The organism is Archangium lipolyticum (genome assembly GCF_024623785.1).
GTDB lineage: Bacteria > Myxococcota > Myxococcia > Myxococcales > Myxococcaceae > Archangium > Archangium lipolyticum.
Genome location: NZ_JANKBZ010000004.1, coordinates 162,450 through 179,760 on the forward strand (window position 1 = coordinate 162,450; position 17,311 = coordinate 179,760).

A 17,311-nucleotide genomic window follows, 5' to 3' on the forward strand; every position below is an offset into this window, starting at 1 on the left:
CGGACCTGGCGCTCCAGTTCGATCGGCACCCGCGAAGCCTCCTCGGGTTGATCTCGGAGCGCGTGGTTCGGGCATGTTCCCGCCCGACCCAGGCGGGTGGGTTTCCCACTCACTTCCCCTCTGCGGCAGGGAGTGCCTCCGGGCCTTCCTCCGGGCCGGACATGTCAGACCCGAACGGTAGTGTTGCTTCATGCCCAACACCGGCAAGGAAGGGTCTTCCGTGGCTGATTTCCGTGAGAATCCGTGCGTCTCGGTCAACAAGCTCGGCCAGTACCTCACCGCGCGTCCCGCGCTGCGCAAGCGCATCATCCACGCGCAGAAGCACCCGTGTGACCCCAAGTACCTGCGCTACCCCGAGGCCGCCCAGGCCATCGTCGAGTTCCTCTGCGATGGCCGGGACGAGGCCATCCTCCGCTACCACCAGCACCGCCTGATCAACGCCATCCCCGAGTCGGACTTCGACGCCCACCGGTTCGCCCTGTGCGCCGAGGCCCTCCAGCACTTCCTCAAGGCCTCGGGCGAGCTGGCGCTGACGAACGCGGTGGCCAGCCCCGCGGACGAAGGGCTGCCTCCGCTGGCGCTCGCGGGGGTGTCCATCAACGTGCGCCCGGAGCTGCTCCTGCGCAGCGTGGACCGCCACGGGATGATGCGCTCGGGGCTGCTCAAGCTCTACTTCTCCAAGCACACGCCGCTGGACGAGGCCTCCGGCCAGTACATCGCCACGGTGCTCCAGCTCTTCGCCGAGCAGAACCTGAAGCAGCAGGGCGAGGTGGACCACCGGCTGGTGCGCGTCTTCGACGTGTTCGCCGGCAAGGTGTTCGTGGCACCCAAGGCCCAGCGGCGGCGGTTGGGAGACGTGCACCTGGCGTGCGAGGAGATCGCCGCGCGCTGGGACATGAACTGAGCGCCGGCTGAAGGTGTCGAAGTCGCCACCACGGGCGGTCAGGGCCGCCGCGCCTTCACCGCGTCGCTCAGCAGCTTCAGCACCTCGCCGGAGTCGTCCCAGCCGAGGCAGGCGTCGGTGATGCTCTTGCCGTATTCGAGCCGCGCCGGGTCATCCTTGCCGGGCGAGAACTTCTGCGCGCCGGCCACCAGATGGCTCTCCACCATGACGCCAAACACGCGCCGGCTGCCTCCGGCGATCTGCGACGCGATGTCGCGCGCGACGTCGAGCTGCTTCTGGTACTGCTTGCTGCTGTTGGCGTGCGAGCAGTCCACCATCAGCGTGGCCGGCAGCATTGCCGCTTCGAGCTCCTGGCAGGCGGCCGCGACGCTGGCCGCGTCGTAGTTCGGCAACTTGCCGCCGCGCAGGATGACATGACAGTCGGTGTTGCCCCGGGTCTCGACGATCGCCACCTGGCCGTTCTTGTGCACCGACAGGAAGTGGTGCGGCCGTGCCGCCGCCTGGATGGCATCGGTGGCGATCTTGATGTTGCCGTCCGTGCCGTTCTTGAAGCCGATGGGTGCCGAGAGGCCCGAGGCCAGCTCGCGGTGCACCTGGCTCTCCGTCGTGCGGGCGCCGATCGCACCCCAGGAGATGAGGTCGCCGATGTACTGCGGAGAGATCACGTCGAGGAACTCGCTGCCCGCCGGCATGCCGAGCCGGTTGATGTCCAGCAGCAGGTGGCGCGCGATGCGCAGGCCTTCGTCGATGCGGTAGCTCTCGTCGAGGTAGGGATCGTTGATCAGCCCCTTCCAGCCGACCGTCGTGCGCGGCTTCTCGAAGTACACACGCATCACGAGCTCCAGCGTGTCGGCGTAGCGCTCGCGCTCCACCTTCAGCCGCTTCGCATAGTCGAGCGCGGCCTGTGGGTCGTGGATCGAGCACGGGCCCATGATGACCAGCAGGCGGTCATCCTTCCCGGTCATGATGTCGCGGATGCGCTGGCGCGTGTCGCTGATCAGCGCTTCCATTGGCGTGCCGCGCACCGGGAAGAAGCGGATGAGGTGTTGCGGCGGCGGCAGCGGCGTCACGTCGCTGATCCTCTCGTCGTCTGTCTGGCCGGTCTTGTCGACGGGCGCAGAGCAACCCTCGGTCGCGCTGGCGGACCTGGTCTTCATCGGAGCTCCTTCATGCTGGTTGCAGGGGTGACGCGCAGCCACTCGGGCAAAAAAAAACCGCCGGGGGGAGCCGGCGGTTTCGGGAGAGTTGCTGCGCGGTTCGCTTACGCGTTCGCCTCTCCTCCGCCGGTGCGGTGCGAGAACCCAAAGGACGTAAAGCCAAAGCGAACGGAACGCATACGTTCAATGTAGCACGGGGGGCCGGCGGGGCCAATCCGGGGCCACTTCTCCCGGGAAGGTGCGTCAGGCAGGGCGAGGCGGCGTCAGTCGGAGCTGGCCGGGAGCGTGACGGTGCCGGGCTACTCGATGGCGGCGAGCACCTACCGAGCTGTCTCAACGGCCCGGCGGGGCTGGCGGGAGACCTCCGCTCGTCTTCTGGGCCCGCCTCTCGGTGGCGAGCGCGAGAGCTGCCGCTGCGTCCCGGATCTCCTTGAGCAGCCGGGTACGTGTCCTCGGGGCCTCGTGGGACGGATCTCCGAGTCCGGCATCGCGCTGCTGTCTCAGTGCACCGAGGATGAGATCCCGGATCCCCTCGGCATCCTCCAGGCCCACGAGCCGAGCCTCATGGCTTGGAACGCCGTGCTCTCCTGGTTTGCCGCGGCTGCCTCCCGCCGTGCTGACACGCAGGCTCTTGAACCCAAAGAGCCGCTCGAGCGGGCCCTGCGTCACCTCCACGTTCTGCACGTTGGCGTAGCTCAGGGTGAGCTCGCGCTGGACGAACGCGCCCTCGCGCAGGCGGAGGCTCCGGCTGCCGATGAGGTAGTCACGGAGCTCCCAGTCCAGCCGAAGCACCACCAGGGACACGGCCAGCGATGCGAGGGTCAGGGAGAGCACGAGGATCGCGGCGAGAAAGGGAGACACCGTGGCGTAGCCGCCCACCACGAGCTCCAGGACTATGAGCGCGGGGACTGAGAGGAGCGGCCCGACATGGGAGAGCACGGCTCTCGTATAGGCGTAGGCCAGGTAGCGCTCGGAAGGCTTGAGCTTGCGCAGGGTCTGGCTTCCCTCTGGAAGCGTCGGCGGCTCGAAGCGCAGCTTGAGCAGGGGTTCGACCAGCGGTCGCAGGGCGGAGACGAGGGCGGAGATCACCGTGACTGCTCCTCGATGGCGCTCGCCGCCACCCGCAGGGAGTCGCGGATCTCCGTGAGGAGTTGCTCCTCGGTGCTCCGGGTCTCGCTCGGGGCCAGGGCTTTCTCGCGGACGCCTCGCATGCGTGCATAGAGGTAGTCGCGCACCGCCTCGAAGTTGCGGAGCCCCTCTAGCTTCATGTCGCCCCCTTCTCCCGCTCCCGCGGTCTGGAGGGTGACGGAGCCGATGCCGAGCCACCGCTCGAACAGGTTCTGGGACAGGTGGATGTCCTGCATCCGCGCGTAGGTGAGGTGCATCTCGCGCCGGAAGAGGATGCCATGGCCCATCGAGACGCCCTCCGCGTCGAAGCGGAAGTGCAGGGTGTGGTAGCGGAAGTAGAGCGGCAGGATGACGAATGGCAGCGCCGGCAGGGCCAGACAGGCCATGAGGATGTAGTACGTCAGGAGCGAGGGGTCGGGGCGCTGCAGGGCTCGAACCTCTTGGTCGAGCCGCTGAAAGGTCGTGTCGTCCATGGAACCTCCGGACAGTCGGGAGAGAGGACGCTGGCACCCGGAGGTCCCTCGAGCAAGCCAGCAGAGCCGAAGCCGGGCTACCCAGGGCAGCCTGGGCAGACGTGATGCGATGGCCACGCCCAACGGCTTCCAGGCCGCACGGCCCGGTTTGGTGCTGGGGCGGAGAGGGCTGCTCGGTCATCCTCCGAGGCATCAAACGGGACGGGCAGTTTCGCGGGCTCCCGGATCGGCTCGCGGATGGCACGCCCCGGTTGGTGGCCAGCCTGCTCGCCCGCCACGCCGAGCAGAGCGGGCTCTACGACCCGGCGGTGATGGGCATGCCCCTCGGATTCCCACCCATTCCCGACGAGGAGATTGATCTTATCAACACGTGGATCGAGCAGGGCGCGCCTGAGTAGACGGCTTGCCGTCACCGCCCCACGTAGGTGGAGGCGGCGGGAATCGAACCCGCCGCCTGGCACTCTCAGAGCGGGGCTGGAGGAGTTTCGTGGGAGCTTGGCAACAGACCCACACCCCTGTCGCACCTCATGGGAGGGCGGCCTGGGCAGGCGTGTGCACCCTGGGGGCTCCACCCAGAGTGCACTGGCATGGCGCACAGCGCTTGGGCTCCCGTCAGCGGCTTTCCTCTGCCTCTCTGCTTGGTGGCCCACGGCTTCCGCGCGCTCCGTCGGGCGCCCCCCCCCGAGGAGGACGCCATGGATGCTGCCCCAGGTACGCCGTCGTCTTCAGCATTTACTGCTGCGGCGTATCGGTCACTGACCTCTCTGCCTGCGTAGACTCGGAGCCCGAGCTCCTCCTCGCGGGCTCTCTCGCATCTAACCTAGTCGTATTAGGGCATCAGGATCTGAACAGGGATGTACTGGTCCGGACTGGGGAAACCGTCGCCCAGTTGACCATAATAGTTTGACCCCGAAACCCAAAGGGAGCCATCTCTATCCTGGAAGAGCGAATGGCTTTCACCACCTGCTGTGTTCACAACGCCGGTTGGACCTGAGGCCTGTACGGGGGCAAGACGGATGGTAGTACTACCATCTCCGAGTTGCCCGTCGTCATTTTCGCCCCAAGCCCACAATGTACCGTCCGAACGCACCGCATACGAGTACATATAGCCTGCACCAAAATATTTCACCGAAGTCAATACTTCGACCGGTGTGCTACTCCAGCTAGCGTAGGTATTACCCCAGGACCAGAGCGTTCCGTCCCAACGTTTAGCGAGGATGTGCCAAGTCCCAGACGCGATTCCCACCGCACCAGTGATGTTTGTGAGTTGAGTTGGTGGCAAGCTGCTTTGATAGCCGCCAAAGCCCAATGTGCCTGAACCCCATACCCAGATCGTACCATTCACGCTCAGAGCGACTGAATAGCCACTACCTGCGGCGATGGAGACAATGTCGCTTATACCTTGGAGTTGAAAAGGCCTTGGTTGGATGGAACCCGTTCCGCCTGCGAGTTCGCCACTGGAATTTGCACCCCATCCCCAGACACTGCCGTCCGCACGCAATGCGAGGGAGTGATAAGGTCCTGCGGCAATGGCCGACACCTGGGTTAACCCAGTTACTGGAATTGGTGCTGACCGATTGGTGCGTGTACCATCGCCAAGCTGACCTTGCCCGTTGTCGCCCCACGCCCACACCGTGCCATCCGAGCGCAAGGCCATGAAATGCCCAAAGCCTGCGGCGATATCTGTTACACCATTCAAGTTGTTCACCTGCGCCGGTGTGAGCTGTCCGTATTCGCGGCCCCAAGCCCATACGGTGCCGTCCGAGCGCAATGCACTAGATGAATATTGGCTGGCAGCCACATCAATCACATGACTCAAGCTATTCAACTTATACGGCGTCACTCGCTGATTGAATTCGCCATTGCCAAGTTGCCCATTGTTGTTGACTCCCCATGCCCAGAAGGTACCGTCGCCGCGTAGCGCCAAGGCATGGAAATAGCCAGCTGCTACGGCCACTATATTGCTCAAGCTGCTCACCTGCACGGGCGTATAGCGAGCAATGGTTGTCCCATTCCCCAATTGACCATCGTCGTTGGCACCCCAAACCCAGATAGTTCCGTCGGCGCGTAGCGCCATGGAATAGGCGTAGCCGGTTGCTACGGCTACTACGTTGCTCAAACTGCCTACCTGCACGGGAGTATGGCGCTCATTGATTGTTCCGTCTCCCAATTGACCCGAGTCGTTTTTTCCCCATGCCCAGACAGTACCGTCGGCGCGTAGTGCCAGGGAGTGGGAGTACCCAGCCGCTACGGCCACCACATTACTCAAGTTACCTACTTGCACGGGTATAAGTTGATCGGTAGTCGTCCCGTTCCCCAGTTGACCGTAGTAGTTAGAGCCCCATGTCCAGACAGTGCCATCAGCGCGCAGCGCCAAGGTGTGTGGGCCACCAGCTTCTGCTGTCACTACGGAATTCAAACCGTTCACTTGTGCGGGAGTGTCACGCCGGGTTCTCGTCCCATCTCCCAATTGACCGTAGGAGTTGGAGCCCCAAGCCCAAACAGTACCATCTGCCTTAAGCGCAACCGCAAAATGCATACCCCCAGAAACGTCAACCACGTTGCTCAACCCAGATATTTGTGTAGGCCTGTCGTATCCCACAATGGAGTTGCTGCCCCAGCACCAGACCGTACCGTCCCCGCGTACAGCCATGGAGTAACCGTCTTGAGCGTCTGCGGCCACGATGTTGCTCAGGCTGGGGATCTGCATAGGCATTGGATGGTCGTTGGTCGTACCGTCGCCAAGCTGGCCAGCTGAGTTCTCACCAGTTGCCCAGAGGGTGCCATCCGAGCGCAGAAGGATCGAGTGCTGGCCTCCTCCGGAGAGGGCACCCCATCCTGAGTGGATGCTCGTTAACCCAGGAAGAGCACGGTCCGTCGTGGTCGTATCCCCGAGTTGTCCGAGGAAATTGCTACCCCAGGAGTAGACTGCCCCCGAGGCTAGCAGCACGAGCGAGTGCATACTCCCCATTGCACCCACTTGTCCCTGACTCACTCCGCTCACCTGCACTGGCGTTGCACGGTCCACCCAGGTGCCATCGCCAAGCTGGCCCGAGGCATTGAAGCCCCATGCCCAGACGGTGCCATCCGCACGCACGGACAGAGAGGAACTCAGCCCTGCGGAGACGGCCACCAAGCCGTTCTGGCTTAGCACCGTGACAGGGGTCAGGCGGTTCGTAGTCGTCCCGTCGCCGAGCTGCCCGTAGGCATTGTTGCCCCAGGCGCGCACGGTGCCATCCGACCGCAGAGCCAACGAGTGGCTATCTCCTGCGGCGATGGCGCTCACGCCGTTCAAGTTGGGGATCACGGTGGGAATGAGTCGGCGGGCCGTCGAACCATTGCCGAGCTGTCCACTGGAACCTGCGCCCCAGGCGCGCACAGTGCCATCAGACAGCAGCGCCATCGAATGCGCGCTTCCTGCGGCAAGCGCCACGACATTGACCAGGGTGGTACTAACCCTCACGGGAGTGGTCCGGGAGGCCGTGGAGCCATTGCCTAATTGACCATCACTATTAGCCCCCCATGCCCAGAGGGTTCCATCCGAACACGCCGCGAGAGAGTGCTCCGCGCCCGCCCCGATCGCGGTCACCGCACAGAGGCCAGGAACCTGCACAGGCACTGGACTGTCCACACCCGAGTTATCGCCGAGTTGGCCCGAAGCATTAGAACCCCACGCCCAGACGGTGCCATCTGCGCGCAGCGCCAGGGAGTGTGAGAGACCCGATGCCACGGCAACCACCTGGGTGAGGTTTCGCACCTGGGTAAAGCTCGCCCGATCCGTAGTCGTCCCGTCTCCGAGCTGGCCGTAGACATTGGAGCCCGTAGCCCAGACGGTGCCATTCGGACGAACCACCAGGGAGTGCTCCTGCCCGGCTGCGATTCGCATCGAAGGCGTCTTTCTTACCGCAAGTCCCTCTGAGTCCATTGTGCTCTTGGGCACACTGGGTGTTGGCGCTGGCTCCGTCTCGGAAACACCACAGCCCCCCACGAATAGCAGCACGAGCACCGCCTGTAACGGCATCCCTAGGACATCTCTTCTTGAATCTCTCATGTTCAAAACTCCTCACGTATTTGGCGTTCCAGCAGGGTCCGCCAGAAAGCACTTCTAGCGCGCTCATCACACCCAGGACAGAAACATTCGTTTCAAGTTTACCCAACGAGGGTAAGAGACGAATACCGTCATAAGTCGTTCGTTGTCGACTCGGACGCATTCTCGGGGCCGTGCACCGTCTTCACCACGAGGACCACCAAGTCACGCATGAAGCGGGCGGCTTCGTCCTCGTCGACCGTGTTGCGCCTGAAAGGCTCTGTTGGCGCGCCTCTCAGGTCCTCAACCGATGGAGGAGCCAAAGCCGGAAGACGCGAACCTACCGCCATTGGCAGCGACGGGAGCGGAGCTAAAGACGAAGCGGAAGCCACAATTGGATTGGTCAGGCCTACCGCGCAACAGCTTCGCGATGGACGTGTTCGCCTGCCTCTTGCGAGGAGGCCGCCCCCACCTTGATTGAACTCCTCATCTCCCTGTACTGGGTGAGGCTGGTCCCCCTGGATACCGTCAGCGTCGTGGTGCGAGGCAGTCTCTCCGGGCTCGCTCACCAAAAACAGGGCCACCGGCTCTCCATACCGAGGATGGCTGGCAGCTCCTTCGCCTACATGATCTGCTCGAAGTGACGCTGCACATAGGCTTGGTGCGCGTCGTAATAGGCATTCCTCGCCTCACTGTTCTTCTCATGCACGAGCTGCCAGACGCTCTCGGGCGCAACATGTGCAACAGCGGCAGCATTGCCTATATGTTCCAGCGCATGGGCGTGTTCCGGCTCGCCCCCGAGGGGCTGGACCTGGAGGCGCTCGAGCTAGGGCCTATTTGCAAAGTAGTACAGGCGTGCCCACCTTTAAAGTCACCATGAGTGAGGTGGGCAGAGGGGAGCTGACGGACGAGGAGTGGGCGAGGATACAACCGCTGCTGCCGCGACAGAAGCCCAAGGTGGGACGGCCCAACAAGGACCACCGTCCCATCATCAACGGGATTCTCTGGGTGCTGCGCACGGGAGCGCCGTGGCCGGACCTACCGCCCAAGTACGGCAAGTGGCGCACCGTGGCCAGCCGCTTCTATCGCTGGAGGAAGGCGGGCGTCTGGCAGAAGGTGCTCGAGGCCTTGCAGGCGCGCAGCGACGCGGCAGGTGAGTTCGACTGGCAAGTGCACTTCGTGGACGGCTCCGTCATCCGCGCCCACCAGCATGCGGCGGGAGCAAAAGGGGGGACCCTGAAACCGAAGCACTCGGACGCAGTCGGGGCAGTTTCTCCACCAAACTTCATCTGCGCGCGGAGGGACGGGGCTGTCCTGTTACCTTCGTCCTGACTCCAGGGCAGCGCAACGAGTCCACGGTCTTCACCTCCCTGATGAGCCAGGGCGCGGTACGGCGCAAGGGCCGAGGTCGGCCGCGTCTACGCCCTCTGGGCCTGGCGGCAGACAAGGGCTACAGCTCGCGAGCCATTCGCCACTACCTGCGCCTGCGTCGCATCCGCTGCATCATTCCTCGCCGCAAGGACGAGTGCCGCAAGGGCCGTTTCGACCGCGACACCTACCGGCAGCGCAACAAGGTGGAGCGGCTGATAAACCGGCTCAAGCAGTTGCGTCGCGTGGCCACCCGCTACGAGAAGCAGGCGGCCAACTACCTGGCGATGGTCACCATCGCCACCATTCTCATCTGGCTCAGGTTTGCAGAAGCACCCTAGACTTTGCCTCCAGAGACAGAAACGCGAAAGGCTCGGTGCTACCATGCCCCTTATTTCAGACTTCGACACAGACGCAATCATCAGCGCTCTTGATTCAATCAGCGAAAAGCACCCGGAGGGCTCGCCAGAGAGGGATGTGATCGAACTCGCGCAGATTGCATTGCTCTACCCCCGCCACATCAGGAAAGAGGACGATTTCCGCAGGTTCTACAGGGACTTTTTCGACCCCTCATTTAAGCTCAAGGTCTCCCATGGGTTCGCCACACGGGAAGAGGCAGACAAATGGCTGGCCAGCGGGAAGGCAGAGGACGCAGAGCGCGTCAGAATCGCCGGTAAGGGTTTCATGGTCGTTCGATTGCCTGGGAGGTTTACGTTCATGAACGCACCTCTTGAGGGGGAAGAGGCGGAGACAGGCAAATCAGCGGAGGATTCCGAGTAGGCAATTCAAGCGCTCCTCCGAGGGAAAGTCCCACTGTAGTACCAATCAGGGCCCCCATGCGTCCCATAACGTCAGTAGCCCAGGGTGAATCGCCTCAGCACGTACCGGGGCAGTTCCGCTTCGCCAATGTGCGGGCGGCGGTATGTTGGGTGATGACCCGAGCCCCTTCTCCCCTGCCCTCGCTGCTGCTGGCCCTCGTGCTTCTCCCGCCCCTGGGCGCCCTGGCCCAACCCGCCAGGACCGAACCCAAGAAACACCCGGGCTGCTTCGTGCTGCTGGACTTGAAGACGGGCGAGCTGACGCGCAACGACCCCGAGCGCTGCGCGAAGCGGATGCCCCCCGCGTCCACCTTCAAGGTTCCGCACGCCCTCATCGCCCTGGAGACGGGCGTGGTCACGGACCCGGCGGCCACACGCAAGTGGGACGGGAAGAAGCGGGACGTGCCCGACTGGAACCGGGACCACTCGTTGGAGTCGGCCATCCGCTACTCGGTGGTGTGGTTCTTCCAGGGCACGGCGAAGCAGATCGGCCGTGAGCGGATGAAGGACTGGCTGCACCGCTTCGGCTACGGCAACGAGGACGTGTCCGGTGAGCTCACCGGCTTCTGGCTCGCGGGCCCGCTGCTCATCTCCCCGGAGGAGCAGGTGCGGTTCCTCGCCCGCCTGTATAAGAACGAGCTGCCGGTGAGCGAGCGCTCGCGGGAGGCGGTGAAGCGCATCCTGGTGCAGGCACCGGACACGGCGCCGGAGCGGATGAAGCGGCTGGCGGGGCCGTGGCCCACGGGCGCGGTGGTGAGCGGGAAGACGGGCTCCACGCACACGAAGCAGGACGGTGACGTGAGCTGGCTGGTGGGCCATGTGCGCTCGCCGCGCGGAGAGTACGTCTTCGCGAGCCTGGTGACGGGCGAGCACCTCGAGGGCCCCACGGCGCTTCACGCGGCCGTGGACGCCCTCCAGGGCCTGGGCGTGCTCTAGAGAAGAACGCGCGTGCGCCTCAATTGCCGAGCAGCACGCGGAAGATCTTCTCGTTGCTGTTGTTGGGGATGCTGTCCTTGTCCCCCGAGTTGCTCGTGGTGAGCCAGAGGTTCCCGTCCACGGACGGCTCGACCGTGCGCAGCCGTCCGTACGTTCCGACGAAGTACGGCGTCACATTGGTGAGGCTCGAGCCCGAGATGACCTCTCGGTACAACCGCGTGCCGCGCTGGCACGCCACGTAGAGCACGTCACGCACGATGGCGATTCCACTGCACGAGCCCTCGGCCGTGGAATACGTCTGCTTGGGCGCGATGTAGCCCGGAGTCGCACAACCGCTTCCGCCTTGCGAGACTGTGCCCTCGCAGTTGGGCCAGCCGTAGTTGCCCCCCTTCACGATGAGGTTGGTCTCGTCCATCACCGAGTTGCCGAATTCCTGCTCCCAAAGCCGGCCGTTCGAGTCGAAGGCCAGCCCCTGCGGATTGCGGTGGCCATAGCTCCAGACGAAGTTCCCGAACGGGTTGTCGCTGGGAATGGTGCCGTCCGGGTTGATGCGAAGCACCTTGCCCGCGAGGTTCGAGGTGTCCTGCGCGTTGGCGCCGTTCTGCGCGTCGCCGGTGCTCGCGTACAGCTTGCCGTCCGGGCCCCACCGCAGGCGGCCGCCGTTGTGGAACTTGTTGCGCAACAACCCCTGCACCAGCACCTGATGGCTCGCGAGGTCGAGTGTGAAGCCCGCCGTTACCTTGATGCGCACGATGCGGTTGTCCGTGGGCGACGTGTGCATGATGTACAGCCAGCGGTCCGTGTCGAACGTCGGTGCGACGGCGAGCCCGAGCAGGCCGCCCTCTCCGTCCGTGCTCTGCACGTTGGGCACCGTGCCGAGCGTCGTCTTCACGCCCGTCACAGGATTCAAGCGCACGATGTCCTGCGCGTCCCGGCGGCCGTAGAGCACCGTCCCGTCCGCGAGCGGCACGAGCCCCCACGGGATGTCCGTGTCCGTCGTGACCTGCGTCACCGAGCAGATGGGGTTCGCGCAGGCCGCGCCCGTGGTGAGCGTGAGCGCGTTGCTCGCGGTGGACACGTTGCCCTGGGCGTCTCGCGCGACGACCGTATAGGTGTATGAGGTGCTCGCCGCGAGCCCGCTGTCCGCGAAAGTGGTGCCCGTCGCGGTTCCAACCCTGGCGCCGTCGCGGAGCACGTCGTAGCCGGTGACGCCCACGTTGTCCGTCGAGCCGTTCCAGCTCAACGTCACGCTCGTTCCGGACGCACTGCCCGACAGCTGCGTCGGTGCCGTCGGTGGCGTGGTGTCCACCTGGCACTGCGGCGGCTTCAACGACAGCGTAGGGCTTGCCTGCGAGACGTTGCCCGCGGCGTCGCGCGCGTTCACGTACAGGCCCCAGGTGACGCCCGGCACCACCGTGAGCGACGTCGAGTGCGTGTTGCCATCCACGGACTTCATCTGCTGACCGTCGTGGTACACGTCGTAGAAGGCGACGCCCACGTTGTCCGTCGAGCCCGTCCAGCTCAGCGTCACCGAGTTGCAGGTGAGGTTGCTCGTCACGAGGCCGCTCGGCGGCGTGGGCGCTTGCGTGTCCGGGGCCGCGGGACGGGACCACTTCTGGTTCGTCTGTCCATTGCAGGTCCAGACGATGACGGGCGTCCCGTCCGCGGTCTTCGCGCCCTCCACGTCCAGGCACAGGCCGCTCGCCGTGTGGACCAAGGTGCCGTTCGCGTTGAAGACCCACTTCTGCGCCAGCGAGCCCGTGCACGTGGCGATGACGGCGCGCGTTCCCTGGGCCGTCTGCCCCGAGGCCGTGTCCACGCACAGCGTGTTGTCGTAGGTGCGCAGCTCGCCCGCGGCGGTGAAGGTGAAGGCCTGGTTGATGCGGCCATGGCAGCCATGAATCTGCAGCCCCGTACCGGGCGTGCGGCTCTCTTGCTTCACGTCGAGGCAGCGTCCGCTCGACGCACTCACGAGCGGCTCACCCGTGAAGAGCGCCGCGCCCTGGGTCCGCAGCCCGGGTGATTCGGACACAGCCCCGGGACCGCACGCGGCCGCCAGGACCAGGATGGAAACGCCAAACACCTTCCTCAACAGGACTCGCTGCGTACGACGATCCATGAAACGCCTCCTTCTCGCCAGGCGACTGGCGGGCGGCCGCTCATAGTCCTCGGCGCGTGCGGATGGTCGCGCCGTTTCGCCCCTTCTCGCGCGACTGTGCCGAAGTGGAAACTGCCGCTGCGCCTCGCATGCGCCAGTGAGGTGGACGCCCGCGCCCTCGCGACTATCATGTGCCGCCGAGATGGACGGGCACGCCATGGACTACCAGGGGATTCTCGACGAGGTAATGGCGGCGGTGTGGCCGCTCATCGGGCAGGGGCGTGTCGCCAGCTACATCCCCGCGCTCGCGGCGGTGGACCCGAATCGCTTCGGCATGGCGCTGGCCACCGTGGACGGAGACCTCTTCGGCGTCGGCGATTGGCACGTGCCCTTCTCCATCCAGAGCATCTCCAAGGTCTTCACCCTCGCCCTCACCCTGGCCCGAGACGGTGACGCCGTCTGGCGCCGCGTGGGCAAGGAGCCTTCGGGCAACCCCTTCAACTCGCTCGTCCAGCTCGAGTACGAGCAGGGCATCCCCCGCAACCCCTTCATCAACGCGGGCGCGCTCGTCATCACCGACCGGCTGCTCCGGCTCACCGGTGACGCGCGGGGCGTGCTGCGCGACTTCCTCCGCGCGGAGAGCGGCAACCCGGCGCTGGACTTCGACCCCGCCGTCGCCGCCTCCGAGGCCGAGCATGGCCACCGCAATGCCTCGCTGGCCCACTTCATGGCCAGCTACGGCAACATCGAGAACCCCGTCGCCGAGGTGCTGGAGCACTACTTCTGGCAGTGCTCCCTCGCCGCGAGCTGCGCGGACCTCGCCCGGGCCTGCGGCTTCCTCGCCCGCCATGGCCAGCGCGCCGATGGGGAGCGGCTGCTCACGCGCAGCCAGGCCAAGCAGGTCAACGCGGTCATGCTCACCTGCGGCACCTACGACGCCGCGGGCGAGTTCGCCTACCGCGTCGGCCTGCCCGGCAAGAGCGGCGTGGGCGGCGGCATCATCGCCGTCATCCCCAACCGGTGCGGGCTCTGCGTGTGGAGCCCCGGGCTCGATGCGCGCGGGAACTCGGTGGCCGGCGTGGAGGCGCTGGACCGCTTCACCACGCTGACCGGGCTCTCCGTGTTTTGAGGCTCAGGACTTCAGGAAGGCGAGCAGGTCGGCGTTGACCTGATCCTTGTGCGTGCTGGTGAGGCCGTGAGGCGCACCGGGATAGACCTTCAGCGTGGAACCCTTGACGATCTTGGACGAGAGCAGGGCCGAGGCACCGATCGGCACGATCTGATCGTCGTCTCCGTGGATGATCAGCGTCGGCACGTCGAACTTCTCGAGATCCCGGGTGAGATCCGTCTCCGAGAACGCCTTGATGCAGTCGAGGGCGCCCTTGAACCCGGCCTGCATCCCCGCGAGCCAGAACGCGTCCCGCATACCCTGCGAGACCTTGGCGCCCGGACGGTTGGCACCAAAGAAGGGCCCGGTGAGGTCCTTGAAGAACTGCGAGCGGTCGGCGAGGACATTGGCCCGGATGTCGTCGAAGACCTTGATCGGCAGTCCACCGGGATTGGCCGCCGTCTTCAGCATCAGCGGCGTCACCGCGCCCACCAGCACGGCCTTGGCCACACGCTTCGTGCCATGGCGACCGATGTAGCGGGCGACCTCGCCTCCACCCGTGGAGAAGCCGACCAGCACGACCTTCTTCAGGTCGAGGGTCTCGATCAGCTCCGCGAGATCGTCGGCGTAGGTGTCCATGTCGTTGCCAGTCCAGGACTGGCTCGAGCGGCCATGGCTCCGACGGTCATGGGCGATGCAGCGATAGCCATTGGATGCCAGGAACAGCATCTGGTCCTCCCAGCTATCGGCGTTGAGCGGCCATCCGTGGCTGAAGACCACCGGCTGCCCCGTACCCCAGTCCTTGTAATAGATCTGCGTGCCGTCCTTCGTCGTGATCGTGCTCATCGTCTGGGCTCCATGGCTTTGGTGGGAATTGACATTCCCGAACCTATTCGCCGGAGTCCGTGGCGAGAACCCTTGGGAGGGTGGGGGAGCTCTACCCCATTCGAGTGATGGGCGGATTTCGAGCTCGCGGCCCACTCCGGACCGCGATCTTCCGCAACCGGGCGAGGCGCTGCTGCATCTCCGCCATCTCGCGCTCCAATCCTTCCAGCTCGTGTTCCAGGCTCTGGCCCCGCGAGGGTGCGGCGGTCCTGCGACGCTCCTCCTCTTCCTCGGCTGCCTCCTCCATGCCGCTCATGATGACGCCGATGAACAGGTTGAGGATGATCATCGTGCCCAGCAGGACGAAGGAGACGAAGAAGACGACCGCCGCCATCGGTTGAGGCTGAGGCTGGGTGCACAGCGCGGCGAAGTCTCCGTAGCCGAACCGGTCGCAGCCCCGCATCTGGATGTAGAGCAGCTCGGTCCAGCCTTCGAGGGTGACGACACGGAACAGGGAGAGCAGGGCCGTGGGCAGGCTGCCGAAGTGGACCGGATCGTTGGCACCGAAGAGGAAGGTCCCCGCTACACCGTAGATGTAGAAGACCAGCCCCAACAGGAGCGCCACGTACCCCATGGACGGAATGCTCTTGATGAGGGCGGTGACGAGAATCTGGAGCCTGGGCAGGGCGCGCACCAGCCGGAGCACCCGGAACAGCCGTACCAGCCGGAGCACCATCAAGTGCTGCGCGGAGATGGGCAGGAGCGCCGTGGCCACGATGAGGAAGTCGAAGACGTTCCACGGATCCTGGAAGAACCGCCAGGGCTTGCGGCCCTCGGCTCCCAGCTTGATGAGGAGCTCCACCACGAAGATGACGAGCACCAGCCGGTCGAGCGCGTGGAGCAGCGCCCCGTGTCGTGCGACCAGCTCGGGGGAGGTCTCCACGCCGACGAGGGCACCGGCGAACAGGATGGACAGGGTGATGAGGGTCTGGAAGGGACGAGAGCCCGCGATTCGCTGGAGCTGCATGGCTGTTGACTCGGAGTCACACCGCTCCCCGAGCGGCGCGGCGCCAAGCTAAGACCGGATGCGGACGGCGCAAGGTGCGAGCGTCCCGTGCAACCCACCACCTCCCGGCGTCAGACGAAGTAGGCGCGGCGCAGCACTTCCTCGGGCAGGTGGTGCAGGTCGAAGCCGTTCAGCTTGCTCATCTCGTGCTCGTTCAGCCCGACCGCCTTGTACTCCGGCGTGGTGCTGACCACGCCCTGCAGGATTCCGGGCGTCATGCGCCGCACCACCGACAGGCCCGTCGGCCCCACCGCCATGCGGTTGAAGGCCACGTGGCCCACCTCGTCCACGAGGATCTCAATCAGCCGCCGCTCCATGGACTCACGCACCGCGGGCTGATCCCGGAAGATCTGCCCCACCCGGTGCAGCATCCACTGGAAGATGAAGACGCCGGAGATCTCCGAGGCCAGCAGGATGGGATGGAAGAAGAGGCCCGGCGCGTAGGCCAGGGAGCCGATGAGCAGCCGCAGTTGCAGGTTCGGCCGCCACGCCCCCTCCACCTTCACCCCGAAGTGCTGCGTGGCACCGATGAGGATGCGCGTGTGGTACGTCTCCTCGAAGCTCAGCAGCCGCTCCACCTGGTGGAAGAGCTTCGTCCCGTCCTGGCGCTTCTGGCGCACGCGGTTGACCACCTCCACACCGTAGGCCTCGCCCGCGTTCGCCTTCACGAACGTCAGCAGCGCCACCTCTGGCATGGACAGGTTCTTCACCTCGTCGAAGCGCGCGTAGGCCCGGTTGAAGGCCTCGCCGTCCACCCGCCCCTTGAACTCACTCCGCCAGCCGGCGGCCTCGCGCAGCCACTCCTCCCGCCGCGAGAAGCCACGGGTCAAATCCATGTCGCCGTTCCGGCTCTCGAGGAACCGCCGGTAGGCAAGCAGGAGATCCTCCCGCGCGGACTCGGGGATGGGGGAATAGAAGCTGGAGCGCAAGGACGTGGTGGGAACCAGTGCGTCGGCCATGAGGAACCTCGGTGGGATTTACCGCCTGGTGGGCAAGTGCTTACCGGATGGTAAGCCCGCATCTTCCACTCGCCCGGTGCCTTCACGCAACCTCCACCCTCCCCCGATTCACGGATGATGAACGTCCCGCGAGCGACGCGGTCCACCGCACAGGAGCCGGGCCAGGCCGTAGACCAGACTCGCGTACATGAGGATGAGGAGCACGCAGGCCGGGCCGCTGGGACCGACGACCCATTCGCCGGAGGTCAGGCCGAGCGGGCGCAGCAGGGGATTCCACACCAACAGGAGCAGCAGCGCGGGCGCCGCCAACAGGCTCAATCCCTGCTCCAGCCAGGCTGGCGGTCCCAGGGAGAAGGACCACACCGAGCCAAGGCTGAGCACGAAATAGGCCACGGTGATGCCCGCGGCCCAGGCGGGAACGAGTCGGCGGTTCATGGGCCGCGA

General features: G+C 65.3%; 15 protein-coding genes and 1 pseudogene. 7 read left to right on the plus strand and 9 right to left on the minus strand.

Annotated features, from left to right (window positions below):
• Nucleotides 1–220: 220 nt before the first annotated feature.
• The gene (locus tag NR810_RS10850) at nt 221–904 is read left to right on the plus strand and encodes a hypothetical protein (protein ID WP_257451041.1); all 684 of its coding nucleotides are present in this window, start codon (nt 221–223) and stop codon (nt 902–904) included.
• A 38-nt stretch (nt 905–942) separates the two neighbouring features.
• Here the strand turns inward: NR810_RS10850 and NR810_RS10855 are convergent, their stop codons facing one another.
• The 3 genes from NR810_RS10855 to NR810_RS10865 all read right to left on the minus strand — a co-directional run bounded on the left by NR810_RS10855 (nt 943) and on the right by NR810_RS10865 (nt 3,662).
• On the minus strand, nt 943–2,061 hold the full coding sequence (locus NR810_RS10855; RefSeq protein ID WP_257451044.1) for a 3-deoxy-7-phosphoheptulonate synthase: 1,119 nt from the start codon (nt 2,059–2,061) through the stop codon (nt 943–945).
• Between the two features lie 333 nt (nt 2,062–2,394).
• Nucleotides 2,395–3,150 carry a PH domain-containing protein gene (locus tag NR810_RS10860; RefSeq protein WP_257451046.1) on the minus strand — a complete coding sequence of 252 codons (756 nt, stop codon included), beginning with the start codon at nt 3,148–3,150 and terminating at the stop codon, nt 2,395–2,397.
• On the minus strand, nt 3,147–3,662 hold the full coding sequence (locus tag NR810_RS10865; protein WP_257451048.1) for a PH domain-containing protein: 516 nt from the start codon (nt 3,660–3,662) through the stop codon (nt 3,147–3,149). The genes NR810_RS10860 and NR810_RS10865 overlap by 4 nt, the downstream gene beginning before the upstream one ends.
• 104 nt (nt 3,663–3,766) lie before the next feature.
• Between NR810_RS10865 and NR810_RS10870 the strand changes: the two genes are divergently transcribed.
• Complete coding sequence (locus NR810_RS10870) at nt 3,767–4,060, plus strand: hypothetical protein (RefSeq protein WP_257451051.1); 294 nt, start codon at nt 3,767–3,769, stop codon at nt 4,058–4,060.
• A 431-nt stretch (nt 4,061–4,491) separates the two neighbouring features.
• Here the strand turns inward: NR810_RS10870 and NR810_RS10875 are convergent, their stop codons facing one another.
• Nucleotides 4,492–7,713, minus strand: coding sequence for an RCC1 domain-containing protein (locus NR810_RS10875; protein ID WP_306818072.1), 3,222 nt, complete (start codon nt 7,711–7,713; stop codon nt 4,492–4,494).
• Between the two features lie 449 nt (nt 7,714–8,162).
• Between NR810_RS10875 and NR810_RS10880 the strand changes: the two genes are divergently transcribed.
• The 4 genes and pseudogenes from NR810_RS10880 to NR810_RS10895 all read left to right on the plus strand — a co-directional run bounded on the left by NR810_RS10880 (nt 8,163) and on the right by NR810_RS10895 (nt 10,811).
• Nucleotides 8,163–8,333, plus strand: a complete 171-nt coding sequence (locus tag NR810_RS10880; RefSeq protein WP_257451057.1) for a hypothetical protein — start codon at nt 8,163–8,165, stop codon at nt 8,331–8,333.
• A 232-nt stretch (nt 8,334–8,565) separates the two neighbouring features.
• A pseudogene (locus NR810_RS10885) lies at nt 8,566–9,398 on the plus strand (IS5 family transposase).
• A 43-nt stretch (nt 9,399–9,441) separates the two neighbouring features.
• The gene (locus NR810_RS10890; protein WP_257451058.1) at nt 9,442–9,837 is read left to right on the plus strand and encodes a hypothetical protein; all 396 of its coding nucleotides are present in this window, start codon (nt 9,442–9,444) and stop codon (nt 9,835–9,837) included.
• A 152-nt stretch (nt 9,838–9,989) separates the two neighbouring features.
• Nucleotides 9,990–10,811 carry a penicillin-binding transpeptidase domain-containing protein gene (locus tag NR810_RS10895; protein WP_257451061.1) on the plus strand — a complete coding sequence of 274 codons (822 nt, stop codon included), beginning with the start codon at nt 9,990–9,992 and terminating at the stop codon, nt 10,809–10,811.
• Nucleotides 10,812–10,830: 19 nt separating this feature from the next.
• Here the strand turns inward: NR810_RS10895 and NR810_RS10900 are convergent, their stop codons facing one another.
• Nucleotides 10,831–12,930 (minus strand): lectin, encoded by a 2,100-nt coding sequence (locus NR810_RS10900; protein ID WP_257451063.1) that lies wholly within the window; start codon nt 12,928–12,930, stop codon nt 10,831–10,833.
• Between the two features lie 181 nt (nt 12,931–13,111).
• On the opposite strand from NR810_RS10900, the gene NR810_RS10905 reads away from it, so the two are divergent.
• On the plus strand, nt 13,112–14,038 hold the full coding sequence (locus NR810_RS10905) for a glutaminase (protein ID WP_257451065.1): 927 nt from the start codon (nt 13,112–13,114) through the stop codon (nt 14,036–14,038).
• Between the two features lie 3 nt (nt 14,039–14,041).
• On the opposite strand, the gene NR810_RS10910 is transcribed toward NR810_RS10905, so the two are convergent.
• From NR810_RS10910 to NR810_RS10925, 4 genes are all read right to left on the minus strand, one after another.
• The gene (locus tag NR810_RS10910) at nt 14,042–14,863 is read right to left on the minus strand and encodes an alpha/beta fold hydrolase (RefSeq protein ID WP_257451067.1); all 822 of its coding nucleotides are present in this window, start codon (nt 14,861–14,863) and stop codon (nt 14,042–14,044) included.
• Between the two features lie 91 nt (nt 14,864–14,954).
• Nucleotides 14,955–15,869: an ion transporter gene (locus NR810_RS10915; RefSeq protein ID WP_257451069.1), complete on the minus strand. Its 915-nt coding sequence runs from the start codon at nt 15,867–15,869 to the stop codon at nt 14,955–14,957.
• A gap of 110 nt (nt 15,870–15,979) precedes the next feature.
• Nucleotides 15,980–16,867 (minus strand): hypothetical protein, encoded by an 888-nt coding sequence (locus tag NR810_RS10920; protein WP_257451071.1) that lies wholly within the window; start codon nt 16,865–16,867, stop codon nt 15,980–15,982.
• 108 nt (nt 16,868–16,975) lie between these two features.
• A complete protein-coding gene (locus NR810_RS10925; protein WP_257451073.1) occupies nt 16,976–17,302 on the minus strand; it encodes a hypothetical protein in 327 nt (108 codons plus the stop codon).
• Between the last annotated feature and the right edge of the window lie 9 nt (nt 17,303–17,311).

Coding starts and splice junctions, on each gene's coding strand:
- NR810_RS10905 (WP_257451065.1), top strand. CDS start 13,112: ATGGACGGGCACGCCATGGACTACCAGGGGATTCTCGACGAGGTAATG.
- NR810_RS10855 (WP_257451044.1), bottom strand. CDS start 2,061: ATGAAGACCAGGTCCGCCAGCGCGACCGAGGGTTGCTCTGCGCCCGTC.
- NR810_RS10865 (WP_257451048.1), bottom strand. CDS start 3,662: ATGGACGACACGACCTTTCAGCGGCTCGACCAAGAGGTTCGAGCCCTG.
- NR810_RS10920 (WP_257451071.1), bottom strand. CDS start 16,867: ATGGCCGACGCACTGGTTCCCACCACGTCCTTGCGCTCCAGCTTCTAT.
- NR810_RS10890 (WP_257451058.1), top strand. CDS start 9,442: ATGCCCCTTATTTCAGACTTCGACACAGACGCAATCATCAGCGCTCTT.
- NR810_RS10900 (WP_257451063.1), bottom strand. CDS start 12,930: ATGGATCGTCGTACGCAGCGAGTCCTGTTGAGGAAGGTGTTTGGCGTT.
- NR810_RS10870 (WP_257451051.1), top strand. CDS start 3,767: ATGCGATGGCCACGCCCAACGGCTTCCAGGCCGCACGGCCCGGTTTGG.
- NR810_RS10925 (WP_257451073.1), bottom strand. CDS start 17,302: ATGAACCGCCGACTCGTTCCCGCCTGGGCCGCGGGCATCACCGTGGCC.
- NR810_RS10895 (WP_257451061.1), top strand. CDS start 9,990: ATGACCCGAGCCCCTTCTCCCCTGCCCTCGCTGCTGCTGGCCCTCGTG.
- NR810_RS10875 (WP_306818072.1), bottom strand. CDS start 7,713: ATGAGAGATTCAAGAAGAGATGTCCTAGGGATGCCGTTACAGGCGGTG.
- NR810_RS10915 (WP_257451069.1), bottom strand. CDS start 15,869: ATGCAGCTCCAGCGAATCGCGGGCTCTCGTCCCTTCCAGACCCTCATC.
- NR810_RS10910 (WP_257451067.1), bottom strand. CDS start 14,863: ATGAGCACGATCACGACGAAGGACGGCACGCAGATCTATTACAAGGAC.